The following is a 20770-nucleotide window of genomic DNA, read 5'->3' as shown; positions in this document are numbered from 1 at the left end:
GCGCCCGACTTACCGGCGCGCCAGCGCCAGAGCGGTCGACACGAGGATCGCGAGGGCCGCGCAGGCCACCGTGAACGGGGCCTCCAGGGACGGGTGGCGCCACGTCAGGTAGAGGACGACGCCCACGCCGAGGAGCCCCAGCAGCACCAGGATGAGGATCACCATCGACCAGAAGGTGCGGGCCGGCACGGTGTCCTGCTGCTGAGTGGCGGCACCGTTCGAAGCTGTTGCGGACATGACTGTTCCTGTCTTGTGTGTGCCTGAAGCACGTGGTGATCGGGTGCAGCTGACGTTGGACTGGCGGAGGGTTAGCCCAGCAAATCCCTGCTGCCGTCCGGTGGCGCCCCCGGACAGGGAGGAGACTGCACCGCATCAGCGACCGATTCGACTTCTCGCGAATTTTGATGACGCCGCTGCGATGCCCCAAAAGCATGGGCTGTGCACCGTTCCCATTCACTGCTTCTGACCTGCGGTTTTGCGGACCAGGCTCTTGAAGCGGCGCACGCTGCCGCTATGAACCGTATTTTCGCGAGGACTTGAACCAGCCCGGCCGCGCCGCTACGCCCGCCAGCCGTACACCGCCGACGCCCAAGCCGCGCAAGTCCCCCTCCCGCGCGCTCTTACAGGCTCCGGGGCAAACTGTGCAACCGGCATGACCAGCCAGTTCGGCTCGCTGTCCGCGCACGGCGAGGGGCCGGACGGTCGTCCGGCCCCCTGATGGCGCGTCGCGGTGTGCGGTCGGACGGCGAGGCCGCCGGCGGTGACGGGGACGCGCAGCTGCTGTCCGTCCGACAGTGCTACCCCGGCGTACAGTCGCGCACTTCCGGCCGACCGCTGCGCATCGAAGGTCCCCCGCTCCAGTCGGAAGCTGTGCAAGTCCCCGCGGGTGCACGCGCGTACACGTCCGGCGTCCAGACATGCGACCGCATGACCAGTGAAATTCCCGGCTGGGGCTGCCCAGTATGGGCCACTGCGGCCGGGCCCAGTCCGATGGCGTCCGTCCGTCAGGGCTCTCGTTCTGCACCACGGCGCACCTACCCGGGCGAGGCGAAGGGCCCGGACGATCCTTGAGTTCTAGCGGTCGTCGCAACACCCCAGCTCAGGGGATGCGATGGACTTCGAGGTTCGGGCGGATCGGCGGCCACAGGGGCGGAAGAAGTTGAGCCGCGAGCGGGAGGCTGCGGCGCAAACCCGGGTCTCCAGGCCCGCCGTATCCGCCAGGCCGCCGGGGGGTAGGCCATGGCGGCCGCTCTACGAGGCCGTTTCAGGTTGAACTCCTGGGCAAGGAGCCCTTGCTCAGCAGGGCACGTCACCCTTGCAACGCCAGAGGACCCGGTCCGGATACACATGTGCGTTCGGGGAGAGCTGGTGCGTGGTCCAGTTCTGCGAGTCGCCGGGGGCAAGAAGTCCGTCCGCCTGATAGGCAGCGTGCGTACGCTGGACGACACAATCTGTCGGCTTGGTCACGTGGCTGCCGCCGGCCGGAATGGCGCCGTGCCACAGCCCGCCGGCCGATTGACAGGAGTGGTACTGGCTAGCCTGAACGTAGCTGAGCTTCGCCGTGACCTCGGCAGCCTCCTCGCCGGGATTGCTGATCTTGAGGGCGAAGAGCACTCTCTCGTCTTCAACCCACAGACAGCCTCGCAGCAACACTCCAGCATCTCCGGAGCGGGCAGGACCGCATCGGCTTTCCGGTCCGAGTGGGTCGACCTGAACCTGGTCGACATCGTCCTTCCCATGGACAGAAGGTGAGCCGACGCTCGGGTGCCGGCTGCCGGGGTACTGCTCTGGAAGACCGGATCCCGCCTCTGCAGTTCCGGGTCGGGCGATACTCTTCGCGATCAGTACAGCAAGGCCCAGCAAGATCAATGCGACGACGGCAGCGATTGCCTGGCCACCACGCCGACGAAGCACATTGAGGTGGCGGGGTGTGGGGGCGTTCTGTAAGCCCTGTGAGTCGCTCTCCTCAAGCGGTGCAGCAGCTGCATTGGTCGGAGAAGCAGTCGGCTGCTCTCCCTCATGGGCGCTGTCAGGCGCCCCTACGCGACCTGCTGGGGCTGACGTGAGCACGTCGCCTTGCTGAGTGGTGCTGCTGTCCGCGAGCGACGCCGGGTTGAGTTGGGCTTCAAGCTCCTGCCAGCGCGACGTCCACGCTTGGACGGCTGCTTCCCACCGGTCGCTGCCGGCCTTCGCGCACTTCAGACAGGCACGCACGTACGCCAGCGTGACTTGCAGAGATGGCATCGCCTGTCCGTTCGCGGCGCCGGACAGAGTCGTGGATGAGTACCCCGCGTGCCTCGCCATCTCCTGATAGGTGGGCCCTCCGCATTCCTTCCGTAGCTGCCTCAGTCGCACGGCGAAGGCCTCTACGGGGCCGTCGTCGGGGTTGATCGGACGCTCCGCCCGCCCCTGCCTACTCGCCATCCAACGCCTCCATCCCTCATCGGGCTTGATGACCGGTTGATGACCGGCCCGCCAGAGTGGTGCAGGTCATCAAGCGCCGGGCCAAGCTTCGATCACCGAGCCATCCGGCCGCCAATCGGGCGTCGGAGATCGGCCAGAAGGAAGGAAGAACTGTGAGCAACATTCGTAAGCGCCTGGCACAGGCGGCGGTGTCCGTAGGAGGGGCCGTTGCTCTCCTCGCCGGGGGAATGGCAACGGCACCCACCGCGTCCGCTGCGGCAAGCGAGTGCCCGCGCTCGTTCCCGCATCCGTCGTCACCAGCTCTCTGCCTGTTCGACACAAAGGGGTTCGAAGGAAGGCTGCTGAAGTTCCGTGCTTACGGCTGTCAAAACCTTGGCCCTGCGTGGGGATTCGACAACAGGGCAGAGTCGTACATCAACAACACCTATCACCGCGCTGTGCTCTACTACGGGTCGAACTGCACCGGCACTTCGGTTACTGCTGGCGCACGATCGGCAAGCAGCGATCTCGGTAACGCCCGAAACAAGATCTCATCCATTCGCATCTTTCGCTGATTGACGCCGCTGCCGGGGCTGCCCACCCCGAGATCCCCGGCGCCGCGATGAAGCGCCGGGGATCTCGGGGTGGGGCTTCTACATGGACGTCTCGCTCTCCCCGGACGGCCTCGGCCAACTCGAGCAGGGCCAGGGCCGCCGCGGCCGGCCCAGACCGATGGCGTCCGTCCGCCAGGGCTCGGTCGTTCTGCACCACGGCGCACCTACCCGGGCAAGGCGAAGGGCCCGGACGATCGTCCGGGCCCCTGAGGCGTACCGCGGTGTGCGGGCTGCTGGGTTCGGTTACAGCCCTATCGCTACGACAAGGCGTTACCGACCCGGCGGCTGCGTGGGTGGAGGCGCCGGGTACGGACCGGGCGCGCTCGGCTGCTGCTGATAGGGGCCCGGCCCTCGCCCTCCAAAGTGGCGGAAGCCGTGACCGGCCACGTCATCAACGGCTGGACGCTGTGGCAACTGCCCGACGGCCGCACGCTGGACACTCTGCGCCGGGAGCTGGCGAGCACGAACGAGAAGTAGCACCGCCGCGCTGCTGGGTGGGACGTCCAGTCTCCGTCCAGAACCTCATCATCATGGGCACCGAACTACGAGACCGCGGCATCCGGCTCCAGGCCGTCGAGCAGAACATCGACAGCAACACCCTCGAAGGACGCGGCTTCTTCGGCATGATGTCCGCCTTCGCCACCCTGCACCGCGAGTTCGTACTCGCCGCCAACGACGGCCTGGCCGCCGCCCGCGCCCGCGGCAAGACCGGCGGACGGCCGCCGCGACTCACCCCCGAGCAGGTCGAACAGGCACAACAGCTCTACGACGCCGGCACCCCAGTCCCGAAGATCGCCCGCACCTTCAAAGCCGCACCCGCCACCATCTACCGCTACATCACACCCAAAGCAGCGAACTGACGACCGCAAGACAGCCAACACGCCGCGTGACTTTCGCTGACTCGCCCACCAGCCCGGCACCATGCCGACGTCACGGTGTCACGACCTGCGGACGCGCGAACACCGAGTTGTCGATGACAACGTCCATCAGCGGCAACGGGTCGACTTCCTGAAGATAGATACGCTCGGCGACCAAATACCTGTTGCGGTGGAGCGACTCCGCTTCAGTTCCGGCCCAGTCCTGGTCGCGCTCGGCGCCCCGCTGAACGGACAGTTCCGCATCCACCTGCAACCAGACACGGAAGTCCCAGTACTCATTGATCTCGGGGCGGAAGGCGAAGACACCATCCACGATCAGAACCGCGTCCGCCCCGAGCGGCGTCACCTCGGATGAGTGATCTCGTTGGGTCAGCGGGTCGATGCTGCACAGCACACAGGCTGTCGCTCCCGATGACCGGCAGGGATCCAGCAGCAGGCGCTTGACCGCCTCATAGTCGTACGCGTTGCGGTAGTACCCCTCACCAGACTCCCGGTCATAGAGATGCTGGTCCCTCCACGGCTTCTTGAAGTCGTCGAGAGTCGCCCGGAGCACCGGCCGTCCCGCAGCACTGATCCACTCAGCCAGTTCATGTCCGAAGCTCGTCTTCCCAGCAGCGGTGAAACCGTCGATCCCCACGAGCAGGCGGCCCTGGCCGAGAGCCAGGATGCGCTTGGCGACCTGTTCAACCAGCATGCTGCGCTCGACGGAGGCCGCCGGAGGAGAGGGCTGCCGCCAGGACGAAGCCGAATGATGCACGTCCGCCTGTGGTGATCGCATGGAGATGAACCTATCGGCTGGTTCAACGGCCAGGAAGATCACCCATCAGCACTCAGAGCGCCGCCCCTCCACGGCCATCCTTCCAGGCCGGCAGACACGACGAAGTGAGACAGCCGTCGGCATCTGCTTGGCGCGGGCACGATGAGATGAGACACAGGTGTGTTCCCCTCTCACGTCAAAATACATCCCCGCTGGTCAGAAAGCCCCGCGAAAGCAAGATCCAATGAGACGGGACACCGTCGGATCATGTGACTACTAGGCTGCGACGATGCAGTCTGCAGATCGGGACCAGGCGAACGACTACGACAGCTTCGCCGCAACGTACTCAGCGGAGAACGAGAACAGCCTCGTAAACGCGTACTACGAGCGGCCCGCAATGTTGGCCCTGGCCGGAGACGTGACTGACCGTCGGATCCTGGACGCCGGCTGCGGCTCAGGCCCCCTGTCCGCTGCACTACGCGACCGCGGTGCCGTCGTCACCGGCATCGACGCCAGCGCCGGAATGCTGGCGCTGGCGAGGCGGCGGCTCGGCGACGATGTAGCCCTCCACGTGGTCGACCTACGCGACCCTCTGCCATTCGACGACGGGACGTTCGACGACGTGGCCGCGTCGCTGGTGCTGCACTACCTGGAGGACTGGGGGCCGACGCTGGCCGAGTTGCGGCGGGTACTCCGGCCCGGCGGCCGGCTGATCGCGTCGGTGAGCCACCCTTTCACGGCCTATGCGCATCGGGATCCCCGACCCGACTACCACGCCACCACCAGCTATACCTTCGGCTGGACTCTCAACGGGCATTCCGTCCCGATGGAGTTGTGGCGCAGGCCGTTGCACGCGATGACCGATGCCTTCGCCGGCGCCGGCTTCCGTCTTTGCGTCATCAGCGAGCCGCAGCCCGATCCGGCCGCCCGCGAACTGTTCCCGGACGGTTTCCAGGACCTGTCGACCAACCCCAACTTCCTGTTCTTCGTCGTCGAGGTACCGCTGTCGGCCACCGGCTCAGGCAGCTAGCCAGTCGCGGATCACGAGCGAAGCCAGAATCCTGCCCCAGTAGTGTGGCTTCGCATGACCGACTCCGATATCGAGATCACCGCGGACCTGGTCCATGACCTGCTGCAGGAGCAGCATCCGGACCTCGCAGGACTGGCCATCCGCGAAGTAGCGGGTGGGTGGGGCAACCAAATGTGGCGCCTTGGGGACGACCTGGCTGTGCGCATGCCGCGTACAGAAGGTGCCCCGGACCTCCTGCGCAAGGAGTGCCGCTGGCTGCCCGTCCTGGCCCCGCGCCTGCCGCTTCCGGTCCCCAACCCCTTACGGATTGGTGAACCGTCTGCGCGCTTCCCGAAGCCCTGGACCATCATGACGTGGGTCCCCGGCGAGCCACTGGACTACACCTCCATCAGCCGCGGCGACCACGCGGCCGACACTCTGGCGGGCTTCCTCAAGGCACTCCACGTGGAGGCGCCCGAAGACGCGCCGATCAGTGAGGACCGCGGCGACCACCCCAAGAAGTGCACGGACGGATTCGACCACTTCTTCCACGCCGTCGTCCCCGGCGACCTCGCCGACGATGTCCGGGCCGTCTGGGACGACGCCGTCGCGGCGCCCGAGTGGGAGGGCCCGCCGCTCTGGGTGCACGGCGATCTTCATCCCGCGAACGTCGTCGTCTCGGACGGGACGCTCTCGGGCGTGATCGACTTCGGTGACATGTTCGCCGGCGATCCGGCGTGGGACCTCGCGGCCGCATGGGTCCTCCTTCCCGCCGACGCCGCCTCACCCTTCTTCGACGCATACGCGCAGGCAGATGAGGGGACGATCCGGCGCGCCCGTGGGCTGGCCGCCCTGAAGAGCCTGTTCCTCATGCTCATGGGCCAGAACGGCAACCGGGGCCTTCCTGGCGGCAAGCCGACGTGGGGACCCGCAGGCCGGGCAGCACTCGATCGTGTTCTGAGAGGCGGTTTGAGGTAGGCACGGAGCGACCGAGCCTCATCCGATACCCGCTGCCGGAGCTGCCGCAACCTCAGTGTCCCGTCCCCGCCGGTCGGCGGCTGTGGACGATCGCGAAATTCCCCAGGCAGAAGTTCACGTAATTCCCCAGCCACTGACGTGAGCCGACGGTGAGGTGGCCTGTGTCAGTCTACTGGCGCCGGACGGCTGCGGACCGGGCCGCCCGGCAGGCGTCCGACGCCCAGCTCGCCACCCGGATACGGGTCGTGCACTGGGAATCGGACGGCACCTACGGCGTCCCCAGGATCACCGCCGAACTCCGCGAGGAGGGCGAGCGTGTCAATCACAAGCGGATCGCGCGCGTGATGCGGAGCATCGGCCTGGCGGGCGTGCGCCTGCGCCGCAGGCACCGCACCACGACCCCGGACCCGGCCGCGGCGAAGGCCCCGGACCTGATCGGCCGGGACTTCACCGCGACCGAACCGAACACGAAGTACGTCGGCGACATCACCTATCTCCCGCTGGACGGCGGGAAGTTCCTCTACCTGGCCACCGTCATCGACCTCGCCTCGCGCTGCCTGGCCGGATGGGCGATCGAGGATCGCATGCGCACCGACCTCGTCACCGACGCGCTCACCGCCGCCGAACGGACCCCGCGGCAGCCTCTCCGGGGCGGTCATGCATACCGACCACGGCGCCCAGTACACCAGCCGGGCGTTCGCCGACGCCTGCCGCAGAGCCGGCGTCCGCCAGTCCATGAGCGCGATCGGCTCCAGCGCAGACAACGCACTCGCCGAGTCCTTCAACGCCACGTTCAAACGCGAAACGCTCCAGGGCCGAAAGAGCTGGTCCAGCGAGCGCGAGGCCCGCCTCGACACGTTCCACCGGCTGCACCGCTACAACACCCGACGCCGTCACTCCCGCCTCGGCCAACGCAGCCCGATCGCCTACGAGACAGAGTCCGGAACAACATCAACTACCCGACCGCCGCGAGGCTTACGCCAACGACCTCGAGGCCGAGCGCAGCCTGATCGCGGTCAGCCTCGGCTCCAACCGCAGCAAGGGTGACAGGGACCCGGCCGAGTGGATGCCGCCGGCCAAGAACGACACCTGCACCTACGCCTCCGACTGGGTCGCGGCCAAGCTCCGCTGGAAACTGCCGCGGACCGCGAGGAGAAGGCCAAGCTGGACCAGCTCGCAGTCGGTTGCCTGAAGACGTCCGTGACGTACACGCCCACACCGTAGGTTCCTGGGCGTGAGGTGCGGCACTCGCCCGGTCCCGAGCTCCTCCCAGCGGCGTCTGCATGTGCTGCGAGGAGATCGTCGGGGAGGACCCTCGGTGGTGGTGCAACCCTCTGCGGCTGGTGTGGCACGGCAAGACGAACGGCTTCTTGCACTGGTGGACAGCCTGATCAACATTGACGAGGAACGTCTGTCGCTGCCCACACGCAGCGAAGCGCGCGCCGTGGTGGAACTCCCGCATCTCCTCGCCTCCAGCGACTCTGTCGTGACGGCAGACCGGGCACGGGATGGCGGTGTTCGGGCTGGTGAGGACGGCCGGCATCTTCTGGTCCGTCAGGAGCCGCTCCATGCTGCTGGGGCTTCTCGGCGTGGGCGTCGTCATCTACGTGACGTGGCGCCATCCGTCCCTGGAGGCCCCGTTCACGGTGGCCTGCGCAGCCCTCGCGATCCTCGTGTCGACCGCTCTGGCGCTGGCGCGCCGGTAAGTCGGGCGCCGTCCCGCTGGACATACGGCGATCCCATGCACACGAGGGTGATCAGCCGCGTTGGTGAGCCTAGAGCCGATCGGCCGCCATCTGTTTGTATGGCCCGAGGGCAAGATTCCAGGAGGTGACGGGCAGATGGTGTCCACGGAGAGCATCCTCGCGTTCGCGGCGATGTCGCTACTGGTGATCGTGATTCCGGGGCCGAGTGTGCTGTTCGTGATCGGTAGGGCCCTCGCTCATGGCCGCCGCACCGCGCTCGCGACGGTCCTCGGCAATCTGATCGGTTCCTACGTCCTGGTGATCGCCGTGGCGTGGGGCCTCGGTGCGCTGGTGGAGACCTCGGCGGCGGTGTTCATGGGCGTGAAGCTGGCGGGAGCGGCGTATCTCGTCTACCTCGGCGTGCAGGCGTTCCGGCACCGCAAGGAGATGCGCGCGGCGGACATGGAGGCACCGGCGGGTGAGCGGCGCGGCGACCTGCGCACGATCCTGGACGGTTCTTTCGTAGGCGTCACCAACCCGAAGGGCATTGTCTTCTTCGCGGCGGTGCTGCCGCAGTTCGTAGACCACTCCGCGGGCCATGTCCCCCTCCAGATGATGGTGTTGGGCCTGATCCCGGTCACCATTGGCATGATCACCGACACCCTGTGGGGCCTGGGCGCCTCGGCGGCCCGTTCCTGGTTCGCACGCTCGGACCGCCGCCTGTCGATGGTCGGCGGGGCGGGCGGCTTCGCAATGATCGGCCTGGGCGTGACGGTGGCGGCGACGGGCCGCGCCGACTAGCGACTGATCACAGGCAGAGCAGCCGTCGTCGACCCCGGCGACGGCCGTTTTGCCTCACGTTCACGCAGGCTGGCGAAGCTGCCTAGTTCCTGGAGCTGCCGGGTTGGTTCGGATCCATCGGGCAGCCCACCGGCATGAGCGCACCGGCAGAGACCAGGCCCCGTCAGCCGCCACGGGCCGAGCCGGCCCGCTGCCACCGCTGAACTCCCACGGAATCTGCTTCATTACGGGCGAGGGGCGAGTACAGGTATCGGCGGAAAAACCGACCCGCGGGGCTAGTCGGATAGCCGTATCTCCAACCCGTCACCAACGTTGAACAGCGCTGGCAGAGCCGGGAACCGGTGCCATTTCGCACGCTTGCAGGGCGGGCGCCGGAGAGCACTGGCTGTTGCCCCGGCCGGGAAGCTGATGCGCTGGACGGAAGGGTTTCTTATGCGTAGTGCGACGGGTTTCCGGCTTCTCGCCGTAGCCGTGGGAGCGGCTGCGGTGGTGTCGGCCGCGGCTCCGGCCATGGCCCTGCCTCTGTCACTCGGCGTGGCGCCGCAGCGTGTGGCGCCTACGTTCCCGACGCTGTGCAGTGAGGCGGAGTGGCAGACGGCCCCCGCGGGGTGCCATGCGCGGCCAGCGACCAGCGCGGGCGCCAGGGCCCAGGTCATCGCCGATGTGCTGGCCGGCAGGAACTGGCAGCAGCAGTGGGGGGGCGGTGTTGGTGGAGCACGCCAAAAAGGACGCTGCTATGGCGCAGGGGCAGGTGCACGGCGCCGAGAGGGACGCACGGGCCGGAGACATCGGTATGGCTGCGCAGAGCGCGTACGGCGCCGCTGCACACGCGGTCCCGTCTCTCGCCCATGCTGTCATCAAGTCTCGGGGGAAGGACCCCGAGTTCAAGCGGAAGGTCGAGGCTGTCTATGACCAGGCCATGGCCGCTGAGCAGGCGTCTATCCCGCCGACGAAGTACCCGACGAACAGCGGAGACGCGTGCATCGGGAAGGGGGGCTGGTACAAGGGCAATGTGTTCTACTGCACCGCCGGGCCCAAGGGCGTCAACCTCCAGCAGAACCTTGCGGCGGACCGCGCCGAGGAGAAGGCCGTCCAGACCCTGCGGGACGAGGGCTGGCTGAAGTAGCGACACCGCGCTGACTGAAGTAGCGACACCGCATGTGGGCGGTCCCAAAGCATCTGTGCCTCGGAGTCGCCCCCCATACGGGTCGAGGCGAGCCCATTGCGGGCCCGGATGCCTTCGGACGGGACGTCATAGTCTGACCGCCGACATGACGCCGCCCGGCACTGACCTGCATGAACAGCGCCCGGGCGGCAGAGAATAGAACCCGTTGGCAGGAACGATCTACAGCTCGCAATGCGGCGTTCTACCGTCGGCACTCTACGACGCGCTCAAGCCGGTCCCGCCGCTACGCCCGCCCCGGCCCGGCCGTCAGACCCGCCATCCGACGACGTTGGGGAATCCACCCGTTCGCCGTCACACCACACGCCGGCTCTGACCAGTGGCTTCACCGTGAGAGCCCGGGATGGCGAATGTTCGCCGCAGCAGGGGTTTCGTGTTCCTGGTACGACTAGGGCGTGTGTCGAAAGTGGATCTTGCCATGAAGCCGTCGTGAGCGCCTCAGCACTTCAGGCCGTTGCGCACCGGCGGCCGTGCGTCCGCCAGTGTTGCGGACGCGCCGAGGGTCTCTAAGCGGATCGTCGGCATATCCCGCCGCCTTCTATTCAACTTTGACTAGAGTGGCTGCATGGGTGAGAAGACCATTCCGATCCTGCCGTGCCAGACCATCCAGCCCGTTCTCGACTTCTATACGACCCTTGGGTTCGAGGTGACCTTCCAGCAGAAGAGCCCCAATCCGTACGCGGCCGTCCAGCGCGGCGGCATACAGCTCCACTTCTTCGGGATGAAACAGTACGAGCCGGCCGAGTCGTTCAGTACGTGCATCGTCCAGACCAATGACGTCGACGCGCTGCATGAGATCTTTCGGGCCAGGCTGAAGGCGGAGTACGGGAGAGTGCCGAACCGCGGTCTGCCACGAATCGGGCCGCTGAAGAACACGTCACACGGCGTGCGGCAGTTCCTCATGACCGATCCGGGCGGCAACTGCATCCGCATCGGGCAGCAGACGAGCGACGACCAGCACCACCGGCCCGCCCCCAAGGAGGCCTTCGCCCGGGCCCTGCACCACGCATCCCTCCTTGCGGACTCCAAGGAAGACCCGGCGGGCGCCGCGAAGATCATCGACCGGGCGCTGCGCCTTCAGGACGAGCGGCCCACGCCTGTGCAACTGCTTCGTCTTCTCGTGCTGCGTGCGGACGTCGCCGCTCGCCTCGGCGAGAAAGACACCGCGACGTCCGCGCTCGCCGCGGCCACCGCAGTCCACCTCACCCCGGAGGAAGAGGAGTCCGTACACGACGACCTCGAGCGCCTCACGCAACTGCTGGGCTGAGGGGCTGGTCACAGCCACTCATTGATGGCCGCTACGAGGACGGTCGCCTCGTAGCGGACCGCGAGCTTGTCGTGCCTCGCGGCCACGGCGCGGTGCCTTTTGAGGCGATTGATGCCGCACTCGACCGCGTGCCTCGCCTTGTAGTCCTCGGGGTCGAACTTCGGCGGACGGCCGCCGCGCGTGCCGCGCTTCTTGCGGTTTCGGGCCTGGTCGGCCTTGTCCGGGATGGTGCAGCGGATGCCACGTCGGCGCAGGTAGGCGCGGTTCTTGCGGGAGGCATACGCCTTGTCCGCGCGCACCCGCCTCGGTCGGGTGCGCGGCCTGCCCGACCGCAGGCGGGGCACCCTGATGCGGCCCAGGACGGCCTCGAACTGTGGGGAGTCCCCGCGCTGCCCGGCGGTGAGCACGAGGGACATGAGCTTCTGCCCCTGCTCGACACCCAGGTGCAGCTTGGTGGTCAGCCCGCCGCGCGAGCGCCGGAGTCCGTGGTCGTCCGCCTCGACGGCGACACCGCCGGGCTGCTCCTTTTGAAGGTCCCCCTTTTACGTGCCCCGGCGGCGTGCTGGTGGGCTCGCACGATCGTGGAGTCGACGTTGATGTCCCAGGTGATCAGGTCCTTCGCATCCGCCCGGGCCTGGAGGGCGGTGAAGATCTGGTGCCAGGTGCCGCAGCATGCTCACCGCACGCCTGAAAACGCTCGTCGCCCACGGCCTGCTCGAACGCCGTCCCTACCAGATCACCCGGGTCCGCCACGAGTACGTCCTGACCGACCTGAGCCGCTCCCTGCGCCCAGTGATCATCACGCTCGCCGCATGGGGCAACTCCCGCCTCACCCCGAGCAGCGCAGCATGATCCTCGTCGATGCTGGCAGCGGCGAAGAAGTCGAACCCGTGGTCGTCGACGCCAAGACCGGCCGCCGCCTCGACGACAGCCACGCCTACGTGTTTGCTGCCGGCCCCGCGGCCAGCCGTGCCATGCGCGCCCGCTACACCCCAACCACGGCGCCTGCTGATCGCCCTCGCCCTCCGCACCCTCGACGGGCACGGGGTGACCGTCTTCGCCGGCGTTCCGACGGTGTACAGCAGGGGCTTGAGGCAGCCCGGTCCGGACGCCTACGACGTCTCCCGGCCGCGTCTGTGTCTCGCCGGCGGCGCGGCGATGCCGGTCCAGGTGCTGCACGACTTCCAGGCCGCGTTCGACTGTGTCGTGCTCGAAGGGTACGGGCTCTCGGAGACCTCGCCTGTCACCTCGTTCAACACCCTGCAGGCCGGGCCCAGGCCCGGCTCGGTGGGCACCCCGATCCGGGGCGTCCAGATGCGGGTGGTCGACGACGGCACGGAGGTACCGCACGGTGAAACTGGCGAGATCGCGATCCGGGGTCACAACGTGATGAAGCGGTACTGGCAACGCCCCGAGGAGACCGCCAACGTGATCCGGGACGGTTGGTTCCACACCGGTGACCTCGGCCGGGTCGACCAGGACGGATACTTCTGGATCGTCGGACGCACGAAGGACGTGACATTTCGGGTGGGTACAACGTGTACCCCCCCGCGGGGTCGAGGATGTGCTGTACGAGCACCCGGCGGTCGCCGACGCCGCGGTCATCGGCCTGCCACCCCGATCTCGGTGAGGAAGCCGGGCGGCCCGTGGCCCAGCAGCCGCCCCACGCCCCGGTCTCAACGCGCCGAGGAGACCGTTGTTCCTTGCGGCCGCCCGCTGCATGTGCAGGATGAGGGCATGACCCCCCATCATGGCAGCTCGGAGGGTGGTCCGTCGCCTCGCCCCGTCATCCGCCTCCTGCATGAGCAGGAGCTCTTCGCCCGGGGGCGCGGGGTGCAGGACCACGTTGCGGACGTGATCACCGCTTTCGCGGGATCGATGGTCTTTGTGTACGTCCACATGGTGTGGTTCACCGGCTGGATCGTGATCAATGAAGGGCTCTTCGGCCAGGCCGCGGTTTTTGACCCCTTTCCCTTCGGGCTGCTCACCATGATCGTCAGCCTTGAGGCGATCTTCCTGTCGACGTTCGTCATGGTCAGCCAGAACCGTCAGGCCGCGCGTGACACGATCCGCGCCGATCTCAACTTCGAGGCCAGTGTGCGTTCTGAGGTCTGGTCGACGAACTTGGGACGCGCCATGGGCCTGGCCCCCGAGGAGATCGAGCGGCAGACCCAGGAGCTCCTCGCGACGAGCCGGGCCACGATGAACAGCGAGATGAGACGGCCGCAGCCCTGAGCGCGGGGTGGCAGAGCACTGCGCTCCTGTCGAATCGGCCTCAGCGGGCAATGGCGGGCCCATTCCTGACACTTTCGCCCGCTCCCCTTCAGCGGCAGGACGCCTGGGCCTCGCGGCTACGGTGTCAGGGCGGGGGTGCGCCTGATGAAGGCGTCGAATCCGAGCGGAGGGCGGGAGAGGAGTGCGGTCACGTCGTTGGTGGCCCGGTCGTACCGGCCCTCGCCGTGGAGCCGCGCCATCGTGGCGATGCGGTCGCCGAGGAATGCGGCCAGTACGACGAGTGCGACGCCTACACCGACGCGTACGACGACCGGGTCTTCGTCATCGAGTACAAGACTGACGGGTTCGCCGCGGCCTGCAAGTCGTGGGGCAGGCGACTGTCGGTGGTCCTGCGCGACCAGAACGTCGTCCCGGCCGGGGACGCCGCGCACCGCCGCCGCACCTGCTGAGCTGGTCCGGCACGGCGCGATACGAACAGGTGGTACGTGGACGAGGAGTCCACGGCGCGGGCTCGGTGTTCGGCAGCGCCCGCACCCACGACTGGCTGGTCCGCAAGCTCGCCGTCGGCGCGAACGCCGCCGTGGTCTTCCCCGAGTACGACCTCTCGCCCGAGGACCGCTACCCGGGGGCCGTAGACCAGAACCGGGCGGTCGCCCGATGGAACGTCACCGACGGCATCGCCCACCACCTGGACGCGACCTGGATCGCCGTGGCCGGTGACTCGGTGGGCGGCAACATGACCGCCGCTCTGACCCTGACGGCCAAGGAGCGCGGAGGACTGCCACTGCTCCAGCAGGTTCTCCTCTGCCCGGTGACCGACGCCGCCTTCGACTCCGGCTCCTACCACCAGTTCGCCGACGCTACTTCCTGCGCCGCGACGTCATGCGGTGGTTCTGGGACCAGTACACCACCGACCAGCACCAGGGCCGAGATCACTACCGACCCGCTGCGCACCGCTGCCTACCAGCTCACCGGCCTGCCCCAGCCCTCACCATCGTCACTCCCGAGGCCGACGTCCTCCGGGACGAGGGCGAGGCCTGCGCCGCCTTCTCGTGCGAGGCAAGGTCGGTGCCGGGAGCCACGACGGAGTCGATTGCGTCGAGCACGTCCGCGGTGAGTACGGCGTCCGCGGCGAACTGCGCATGCAGGTTGTCCAGGGTGCGTGGACCGATCAGCGCGGACCTCTTCCGGCTGGCTGTGTCTGTAGACCAGCCCCGACGCGCGGTCGCCTTCGACCATCCGACGGAGTCGACTCCCGCCGTTCTGGTGGGGCCGCTGGAGCCCGTCCGGGACAGGCTCCTCGGATCTCTCACCGCCGCCCCGAAGCGACACGATCCGATGATGTGACGTAGATCGCGTTTCCGGGGAAAACCGGGAGCCTCCGCCCTCCGTCAGACCAGGACGTGAAACGTTCACCGGCCTCGTTGACCGAGGCGCAGCTGGTCAGGCGGATCTCCCGCGGAGACACCGCGGCCTTCGACGAGTTGTACCGGCGCAGCGCCCCGTGGCTGACGACGCGTCTGCGCAGGCGTTGCGCGGACGACGAGATCGTCGCCGAGGTCCTGCAGGAGACGTATCTGGCGGTGTGGCGGGCGGCCGGATCCTTTGCCGACAGCATGCGGGGTGAGGAGGCCGGCGGCTGGTTGTGGACGATCGCCGCCCGTCGGCTGGTGGACGCCTTCCGGGTGCGCGGCCGGCACAGCACCCTCCCGCCGGTGTCCGCCGCCCCGGGCCTGGCGCCTTCGGCCGAGCACGAAGTGCTGGATGCAGCGATAGGGGGCGACCTGGGCGCGGCTCTGGACCGGCTGGCCCCCGAGCTGCACCAGGTCCTGACCGCGATGGTGCTCGACGGGCTGACGGTCCGTGAGACCTCCGAGCTGCTGCGGATTCCCGAGGGCACCGTCAAGACCCGTGCCCGCCGTGCCCGCCTCGACATGCGAAAGGCCCTGTCATGACTGTGCACGTCCCCCGCGAGCTGCTGGTGAGCTATGTGCTGGACCCCGGCGCCCAGGCTGGTCGGAGCGCCGGGGCGCTGTGGACGTTGGAGGCGCATCTGGAGCGGTGCGCCGCCTGCCAGGTCGAATTGAGGGAGGTGTCCCTCGCCCACAGCCCGGCCGACACCGCGCTCATGGAGCAGGTGCGCGAGCGCCTGTCGGCGACGCTGTCGCCAGTACGCCGCCGACGGTGGCGACGGGCACGGAGCGGACTGGCCCGATGGGCAGCCCCGGCGCTCGGACCGTGGACCGCGGCGGTCGTCCTCGTCGTTCTCAGCGCCCTGGCCCTGTCATCGGCCGTCGCGCGCAACTCCCCGACCCTCCTGCTGCTGGCCCCGGCAATGCCGCTGCTGGGAGTGGCGTTGAGCTGGGGCCCGCACTCCGACCCGGTCCATGAGCTGATCGCCACGACCCCGAGGACGGGACTCGGCCTGGTCCTGCGGCGGACCGTGGCCGTACTGACCCTCGTGATCCCGGGCCTGGCGGCCGCCGGCTGGATCACCGGCAGCGCACCCGCGCTGGTCCTGTTGCCTGCCCTCACACTGACCTGCGCGAGCCTGGCACTGGGCAGCGTGGTGGGCATCCAGCGCGCCGCCACCGCGCTGGGCACCGGATGGGCCGCGGTGGTGGTCGTCCCCGCCATCGCCGGCAAGACCGTTCCGTCCTACTTGCAGCAGTCCGCCACTCCTGGATGGGCGGCCGCGACCGCGGTCCTGGGCGTCGCCGTCGTCCTGTGCCGCAACGCCTATCTGCACCCCCGTGAGGCCCGCGCGCGCCAACGCTGAACACCCACAGCCCTTCACCCGCACCGCCCAGCACCCGCACAGCGAGGAGACACGACCATGCCCAGAACCGGTACCGCGAGTGAGATAGCCCCCACCCGCTACGCCCATCACATCCAGGCGCACGCGCTGACCGTGCGGCGGGGCCGCCGCACCGCGGTCGACGGGATCGATGTGAAACTGGGCACCGGCGTGCACGGCCTGCTCGGCCCCAACGGGGCGGGCAAGACCACCCTGATCCGTACGCTCGCCACCGTCCTGACCCCGCACAGCGGCGACTTGGAGCTCCTGGGCAGCGCCCATCGCAGCCGTGGCGAACTGCGCGAACTCCGCCGCCGACTGGGCTACCTGCCGCAAGCGTTCGGGCACTACCGGCGCTTCACGGTGCGCGAGTTCCTCGAGTACATGGCCTGGCTCAAGGAAGTGCCCCGCCGCAGGGCCGCCGACGCGGTGCAGCACGCCATCGACCGGGTCGACCTGACCGGCCGGGCCGATGACCGGATGGGGTCGCTCTCCGGCGGCATGCTGCGCCGGGCCGGCATCGCCCAGGCGATCGTCAACGACCCCGACATCCTGCTGCTCGACGAGCCCACGGTCGGCCTGGACCCCGCCCAGCGCATGGAGTTCCGCGCTCTGCTGCGCGACATCGGCGCACAGTCCTGCGTCCTGGTCTCCACTCACCTGGTCGAGGACGTCGGCGCCGCGTGTGCCAGCGTCGTGCTGATGGACGAGGGCACCACGGTCTTCACGGGCCACGTCGACCAACTCCGTGCCGCAGGCACCGACGCCGACCCGGGCGACAGTGAGATCGAGCGAGGCTACTCCGCTCTCCTGCGCCGGCACCGCGAGGGGAAGGCCGGCGTCGGGGGATAGTCGGCGCGGCCCGATCACCTTCCGACACCCCCGCATGTCCTGATCCACCCGACTACTGGAGGCTGTGATGTTCCGCATGGTGCGCCTGGAGGCCAAGCGCTCGATCGCCCTGCTGCTGTTCCTGGTACTGGCCGCCCTGACCCGCGTCTTCCTCTGGATGGATGTCCAGGAGTGGGCGGCCAGTTGGACACCGCTGGTCTACTCGATGCGGGGGACCGCCTGGATCGGGCTGCCGGTGGCGTTCGCCGCCGCGATCTGGCACGGCGGGCGGGAGCGGCGCAGTGAGGTCTGCGAGCTGTTCGCCGCCACGCCACGGCCGCGCCCGGTTCGGCTGCTGCCCGCCTTCCTGGTGATCGTCGGCACGGTGGTGCTCGCCATGGCGGCGGTGGTCGGGTGGGCCGTGGTGCTGGTCACCGGGCACACGACCTATAGCGACGGTGAGTGGCCGCTGGGCCTTGCGGTGGGACTGCTCGCCGCCATCGCCGTCACCCTGCTCGGGTTGGGTGTCGGACGTGTGGCGTCGGCGCCGGTAGCGGCGCCACTGGGCGCGGTGCTGCTGTTCCTGATCTTGACGATCAGCCAGATGCGGGAGGGCCGGCCGGCCAACCGTCTGGTGGACACCGTGCTGCCGATGCTGCCGGTGACGGACGACTTCCACCGGGTACTGCCCTCGCTGTCCGTGGCCCAGGGCATCTGGTTTGCCGCCCTCGGTGTCACCGGCGTGCTGCTGGCCGTTGCGACCACCGCGCGCGCCCGGATGCTGGCCCTGACGCCGGCCGTGGCCGGGCTGACCGTCGGAACGCTGCTGGCGCCACTGGGTGCGATCGTCCCCGACCCGCAGGCCACCGCCCTGGTCTGCGCACCGCGAGACAGCCGGATCTGCGTCACCAAGGTGCACCGCAACGCCTTGCCGGGTCTCATGGCTCCGGCCCAGAAGGTGCTCGACGCCTTCGCCGACGTGCCCGGCGGCCCGAGGCGGGTGCATGAGGACTCGGTGAGCTGGATGTTCGACGACGGCAAGCCGGCGGCCGACGCCGCGGATCCCGGTACGGTCCGTGTCCAGCTTCCGTACCGGACCCAGGAAGGCGGCATCCGGTGGGAGCCGGCAGTGGTCCTCGCCAATGTGGCCCAGCGCGCCACTGTCGACATGGACTGTTTCCCCAAAGAGCAGGAACGGATCCGCGCGCGCGACGCCTCCGACGCGATCACCACGCTGCTCCTGGGCACCCCCACCGACGAGCTGAGCCCCCTCGCCCGCAAGGCCTACGACACCCTGCGCGCGCTGCCTGCCGAGGAGCGCTACCAGCGGATCGGGAACGCCCGGAAGGCCGGACTGACCTGCGGCGACCCGCTGGCCGTCGTCACGGGTGAGGGAGCGGGCCGATGAATCCGGATCTGCGTGGCATCGTGCTGCACCTGCGCAGCCGGGCGATTCCGGCGACCGTACTGGTCTTTCTGGGCGCGGCCGGCCTCACCTGGGCCGGGTACCTGCCGCACGATCCGATGACAGCCCGCACGGTCGCTCTGATCGCCGTCGTACTGGGCATCGCCGCCACCGCCCGCACTCTCGCCGGCCCGGACGAGGAGCTGGAACGCGGCACACCCGCCCCCTGGCGGCTGATCCGCGCCCTCCACCTGACGTTGCTCGGCGGAGTCCTCCTCGGTCTGCTCACCGCCGTCCACCTGATTGCCGGTCAGCGGGGTCACGCCGTGTCCTTCGGTAGCCTCGTACAGGCCGTCGCGGCGCTCACCGCGTTGACCGCCCTCGACGCGGTGCTCCTCGGGGCCCACGCGGCCTGGGTCCCCTCCATCGGCTGGGCCCTGCTCATGCTGGCGGTGGGACCCCGGAACTCCGTCGGCGGACAGGTGCTGACCTGGATGGTCCAGGAACCCGTCACCGTGACTTCCACGACAGTTGCCGCCTTCCTGACGGTCGTGGGCGTCGCCGCCTACACCCAGCGCGGGTGCCGTCGGTGAGCCGCCCGCGCCCGCCCTTCGGGCGGTCACCTGCCGACCCGGGATTCTCGCTGCGGAAGTGCAACCTCGGCGGCGTGACCAGCCCGCCCACCAGCCCCCCGTCCCGGGGTTCGGTGGTCGTCAGGTAGCAGGCGGCGGCGCTGTGGCGGAGGCGCTGCAGGCTGCTGAGGGCGTAGGCGCCGACGGCCTGGTTGCCTGCCCCCTCGATGTTCACGGTGATCGTGCGCTCGCCCTCGACGGTGAATCCGGCGGTGGTGAGCATCGGCCCCCAGTCGGCGCCGCGGTGGGGCACATGCTCGGTGTGGAAGCGGTCGCCGGCGGCGTGGCAGCGCTGTTCGAGGCCGGGCCGGTCTTCCGGGGCGTTCGCGGGCAGGAAGCGGGGAAGCCGGCCGGCTCCACGACCGCGAACAGACCGCCCGGAGTCAGCAGGCCGTGGACCGTACGCAGGGTTCGTTCGGGGTGGGCCATGTGGTGCATCGGGGCGCAAGCCCACACCAGGTCCGGAAGGCCGAGGTCGGGCCGGTCAGCCTCATCGAGGCCGGCCTGCACGGTGCGCACCCGCTCGGCTTCCCAATGGGCACATGCCCTTTCCCGCAGGCGTTGAAGGTGTTCGGCCGAGGAGTTGACCGCGGTGACGTGCGCCCCGGGCAGACGCTCCAGGAAGGCGAAGGTTCCCGCTCCGGTGCCGCAGCCCAGATCCACGATCTGGCGCGGGGGCACGTCGAGCGACAGCCAGTTCGTGATCTCGGCGATGTGTGCAGCGAGGGACTTCCGCGTCCAGATCGAGAATCAAGGAATCGCCAACGCCCTGGAAGCGGCCAAGGGCGTTGGCGCCCACAGCCGGCAGGTGTTCCACGCCGCCCAGCGGTCCTTCGTCGACGGGCTGGCAGCGGGCCATGTGGGTCGGCGTCGCGGTCATGGCCGCCCTGTTCCTCTTCGTCCTGGCCCGCGGCCCCAAGAACCGTCCCGCGCTGCCGGGCCGAGGACACCGAAGCCGCAGAGACAACCGTCTCGCGCTGAGAGCGTACCGGTTTCCTGCTGTGGTGCCGGGTGAACGGGGACCCGGAGCCGATACGCTTCCGGTGATCACACACGGTCACTAGCGGGCTGGGTTCCCCGGGAAAGCCGGCGAAAGTTGACCAAGAGAGCCCACCAGCAGGCCGGTTGCGCGGCTCACCTGCGGCGGAAGGGTGTCGGCGCCTGGTGAGTGGATCCGTCGGTCCCGGGGTTCCCCGTAGTTCCCCGCACGACCTGGCACGACCCCTTCGCAGCCGTCCTCGCCCACTCGTTCTGGACGAGCGCGGACACCTGCACTCCGGCCGCACGGCGGATCG

General features: G+C 68.8%; 19 protein-coding genes and 6 pseudogenes. 19 read left to right on the top strand and 6 right to left on the bottom strand.

Going from position 1 to position 20770, the window contains the following annotated elements:
• Nucleotides 1–9 precede the first annotated feature (9 nt).
• Both AC5677_RS00505 and AC5677_RS00500 read right to left on the bottom strand, forming a co-directional pair.
• Entirely contained in the window at nucleotides 10–237 is a 228-nt protein-coding gene (locus tag AC5677_RS00505; RefSeq protein WP_497192978.1) for a hypothetical protein, read from the bottom strand.
• Nucleotides 238–1296: 1059 nt separating this feature from the next.
• A complete protein-coding gene (locus tag AC5677_RS00500) occupies nucleotides 1297–2424 on the bottom strand; it encodes a helix-turn-helix domain-containing protein (RefSeq protein WP_497192977.1) in 1128 nt (375 codons plus the stop codon).
• Nucleotides 2425–2576: 152 nt separating this feature from the next.
• On the opposite strand from AC5677_RS00500, the gene AC5677_RS00495 reads away from it, so the two are divergent.
• Together AC5677_RS00495 and AC5677_RS00490 are read left to right on the top strand one after the other, a co-directional pair.
• On the top strand, nucleotides 2577–2978 hold the full coding sequence (locus tag AC5677_RS00495; RefSeq protein WP_497192976.1) for a peptidase inhibitor family I36 protein: 402 nt from the start codon (nucleotides 2577–2579) through the stop codon (nucleotides 2976–2978).
• A 533-nt stretch (nucleotides 2979–3511) separates the two neighbouring features.
• Nucleotides 3512–3877: a helix-turn-helix domain-containing protein gene (locus AC5677_RS00490; protein WP_497192975.1), complete on the top strand. Its 366-nt coding sequence runs from the start codon at nucleotides 3512–3514 to the stop codon at nucleotides 3875–3877.
• Nucleotides 3878–3947: 70 nt separating this feature from the next.
• On the opposite strand, the gene AC5677_RS00485 is transcribed toward AC5677_RS00490, so the two are convergent.
• On the bottom strand, nucleotides 3948–4673 hold the full coding sequence (locus tag AC5677_RS00485; RefSeq protein ID WP_497192974.1) for a nucleoside/nucleotide kinase family protein: 726 nt from the start codon (nucleotides 4671–4673) through the stop codon (nucleotides 3948–3950).
• A 268-nt stretch (nucleotides 4674–4941) separates the two neighbouring features.
• Between AC5677_RS00485 and AC5677_RS00480 the strand changes: the two genes are divergently transcribed.
• The 7 genes and pseudogenes from AC5677_RS00480 (at nucleotide 4942) to AC5677_RS00450 (ending at nucleotide 11575) form a co-directional block, all read left to right on the top strand.
• Entirely contained in the window at nucleotides 4942–5682 is a 741-nt protein-coding gene (locus AC5677_RS00480; RefSeq protein ID WP_497192973.1) for a class I SAM-dependent methyltransferase, read from the top strand.
• A 54-nt stretch (nucleotides 5683–5736) separates the two neighbouring features.
• Complete coding sequence (locus tag AC5677_RS00475; RefSeq protein WP_497192972.1) at nucleotides 5737–6639, top strand: aminoglycoside phosphotransferase family protein; 903 nt, start codon at nucleotides 5737–5739, stop codon at nucleotides 6637–6639.
• A gap of 173 nt (nucleotides 6640–6812) precedes the next feature.
• A pseudogene (locus AC5677_RS00470) lies at nucleotides 6813–7596 on the top strand (IS3 family transposase); the annotation flags it as partial.
• Between the two features lie 611 nt (nucleotides 7597–8207).
• Entirely contained in the window at nucleotides 8208–8345 is a 138-nt protein-coding gene (locus tag AC5677_RS00465; protein ID WP_497192971.1) for a hypothetical protein, read from the top strand.
• A 135-nt stretch (nucleotides 8346–8480) separates the two neighbouring features.
• Nucleotides 8481–9125: a LysE family translocator gene (locus AC5677_RS00460; protein WP_497192970.1), complete on the top strand. Its 645-nt coding sequence runs from the start codon at nucleotides 8481–8483 to the stop codon at nucleotides 9123–9125.
• Between the two features lie 736 nt (nucleotides 9126–9861).
• Nucleotides 9862–10251: a hypothetical protein gene (locus AC5677_RS00455; protein ID WP_497192969.1), complete on the top strand. Its 390-nt coding sequence runs from the start codon at nucleotides 9862–9864 to the stop codon at nucleotides 10249–10251.
• A gap of 622 nt (nucleotides 10252–10873) precedes the next feature.
• On the top strand, nucleotides 10874–11575 hold the full coding sequence (locus AC5677_RS00450) for a bleomycin resistance protein (protein WP_497192968.1): 702 nt from the start codon (nucleotides 10874–10876) through the stop codon (nucleotides 11573–11575).
• 8 nt (nucleotides 11576–11583) lie between these two features.
• Here AC5677_RS00450 and AC5677_RS00445 read toward each other — a convergent pair whose 3' ends face one another.
• Nucleotides 11584–12018, bottom strand: a complete 435-nt coding sequence (locus tag AC5677_RS00445; RefSeq protein ID WP_497196939.1) for a transposase — start codon at nucleotides 12016–12018, stop codon at nucleotides 11584–11586.
• Between the two features lie 226 nt (nucleotides 12019–12244).
• Between AC5677_RS00445 and AC5677_RS00440 the strand changes: the two are divergent.
• The 5 genes and pseudogenes from AC5677_RS00440 to AC5677_RS00420 all read left to right on the top strand — a co-directional run.
• Nucleotides 12245–12588, top strand: a pseudogene (locus tag AC5677_RS00440) (winged helix-turn-helix transcriptional regulator); the annotation flags it as partial.
• 34 nt (nucleotides 12589–12622) lie between these two features.
• Entirely contained in the window at nucleotides 12623–13810 is a 1188-nt protein-coding gene (locus AC5677_RS00435; protein WP_497192967.1) for a DUF1003 domain-containing protein, read from the top strand.
• A gap of 224 nt (nucleotides 13811–14034) precedes the next feature.
• Nucleotides 14035–14259 carry an endo alpha-1,4 polygalactosaminidase gene (locus tag AC5677_RS00430; protein WP_497192966.1) on the top strand — a complete coding sequence of 75 codons (225 nt, stop codon included), beginning with the start codon at nucleotides 14035–14037 and terminating at the stop codon, nucleotides 14257–14259.
• A pseudogene (locus AC5677_RS00425) lies at nucleotides 14175–14732 on the top strand (alpha/beta hydrolase fold domain-containing protein); the annotation flags it as partial. The gene AC5677_RS00430 and the pseudogene AC5677_RS00425, both read left to right, overlap by 85 nt.
• Nucleotides 14693–14830: pseudogene (locus tag AC5677_RS00420) on the top strand (esterase); the annotation flags it as partial. The pseudogenes AC5677_RS00425 and AC5677_RS00420, both read left to right, overlap by 40 nt.
• On the opposite strand, the pseudogene AC5677_RS00415 reads toward AC5677_RS00420, so the two are convergent.
• Nucleotides 14779–14991, bottom strand: a pseudogene (locus AC5677_RS00415) (hypothetical protein); the annotation flags it as partial. The pseudogenes AC5677_RS00420 and AC5677_RS00415 sit on opposite strands and share 52 nt — an antisense overlap.
• Nucleotides 14992–15213: 222 nt before the next feature.
• Between AC5677_RS00415 and AC5677_RS00410 the strand changes: the two are divergent.
• From AC5677_RS00410 to AC5677_RS00390, 5 genes are all read left to right on the top strand, one after another.
• Nucleotides 15214–15765 carry an RNA polymerase sigma factor gene (locus AC5677_RS00410; RefSeq protein ID WP_497192965.1) on the top strand — a complete coding sequence of 184 codons (552 nt, stop codon included), beginning with the start codon at nucleotides 15214–15216 and terminating at the stop codon, nucleotides 15763–15765.
• Entirely contained in the window at nucleotides 15762–16589 is an 828-nt protein-coding gene (locus AC5677_RS00405) for a zf-HC2 domain-containing protein (protein WP_497192964.1), read from the top strand. Before AC5677_RS00410 ends, AC5677_RS00405 begins: the two co-directional genes overlap by 4 nt.
• A gap of 57 nt (nucleotides 16590–16646) precedes the next feature.
• Nucleotides 16647–17459: an ATP-binding cassette domain-containing protein gene (locus tag AC5677_RS00400; RefSeq protein WP_497192963.1), complete on the top strand. Its 813-nt coding sequence runs from the start codon at nucleotides 16647–16649 to the stop codon at nucleotides 17457–17459.
• A 67-nt stretch (nucleotides 17460–17526) separates the two neighbouring features.
• Complete coding sequence (locus AC5677_RS00395) at nucleotides 17527–18846, top strand: hypothetical protein (protein ID WP_497192962.1); 1320 nt, start codon at nucleotides 17527–17529, stop codon at nucleotides 18844–18846.
• Nucleotides 18843–19436: a hypothetical protein gene (locus tag AC5677_RS00390; protein ID WP_497192961.1), complete on the top strand. Its 594-nt coding sequence runs from the start codon at nucleotides 18843–18845 to the stop codon at nucleotides 19434–19436. Before AC5677_RS00395 ends, AC5677_RS00390 begins: the two co-directional genes overlap by 4 nt.
• Here AC5677_RS00390 and AC5677_RS00385 read toward each other — a convergent pair.
• Nucleotides 19354–20334 (bottom strand): annotated as a pseudogene (locus AC5677_RS00385) (class I SAM-dependent methyltransferase). The gene AC5677_RS00390 and the pseudogene AC5677_RS00385 sit on opposite strands and share 83 nt — an antisense overlap.
• Between the last annotated feature and the right edge of the window lie 436 nt (nucleotides 20335–20770).

The sequence above is a fragment of the Streptomyces sp. JLSY215 genome, from assembly GCF_059682825.1.
This window is presented reverse-complemented; position numbering and strand designations above follow the sequence as displayed.

What these genes read in the sequence shown, in the direction of transcription:
- AC5677_RS00505 (WP_497192978.1), bottom strand. Translation starts at nt 237, where the DNA reads ATGTCCGCAACAGCTTCGAACGGTGCCGCCACTCAGCAGCAGGACACC.
- AC5677_RS00500 (WP_497192977.1), bottom strand. Translation starts at nt 2,424, where the DNA reads ATGGCGAGTAGGCAGGGGCGGGCGGAGCGTCCGATCAACCCCGACGAC.
- AC5677_RS00485 (WP_497192974.1), bottom strand. Translation starts at nt 4,673, where the DNA reads ATGCGATCACCACAGGCGGACGTGCATCATTCGGCTTCGTCCTGGCGG.
- AC5677_RS00480 (WP_497192973.1), top strand. Translation starts at nt 4,942, where the DNA reads ATGCAGTCTGCAGATCGGGACCAGGCGAACGACTACGACAGCTTCGCC.
- AC5677_RS00475 (WP_497192972.1), top strand. Translation starts at nt 5,737, where the DNA reads ATGACCGACTCCGATATCGAGATCACCGCGGACCTGGTCCATGACCTG.
- AC5677_RS00465 (WP_497192971.1), top strand. Translation starts at nt 8,208, where the DNA reads ATGCTGCTGGGGCTTCTCGGCGTGGGCGTCGTCATCTACGTGACGTGG.
- AC5677_RS00460 (WP_497192970.1), top strand. Translation starts at nt 8,481, where the DNA reads ATGGTGTCCACGGAGAGCATCCTCGCGTTCGCGGCGATGTCGCTACTG.
- AC5677_RS00455 (WP_497192969.1), top strand. Translation starts at nt 9,862, where the DNA reads ATGGCGCAGGGGCAGGTGCACGGCGCCGAGAGGGACGCACGGGCCGGA.
- AC5677_RS00450 (WP_497192968.1), top strand. Translation starts at nt 10,874, where the DNA reads ATGGGTGAGAAGACCATTCCGATCCTGCCGTGCCAGACCATCCAGCCC.
- AC5677_RS00405 (WP_497192964.1), top strand. Translation starts at nt 15,762, where the DNA reads ATGACTGTGCACGTCCCCCGCGAGCTGCTGGTGAGCTATGTGCTGGAC.
- AC5677_RS00400 (WP_497192963.1), top strand. Translation starts at nt 16,647, where the DNA reads ATGCCCAGAACCGGTACCGCGAGTGAGATAGCCCCCACCCGCTACGCC.
- AC5677_RS00395 (WP_497192962.1), top strand. Translation starts at nt 17,527, where the DNA reads ATGTTCCGCATGGTGCGCCTGGAGGCCAAGCGCTCGATCGCCCTGCTG.
- AC5677_RS00390 (WP_497192961.1), top strand. Translation starts at nt 18,843, where the DNA reads ATGAATCCGGATCTGCGTGGCATCGTGCTGCACCTGCGCAGCCGGGCG.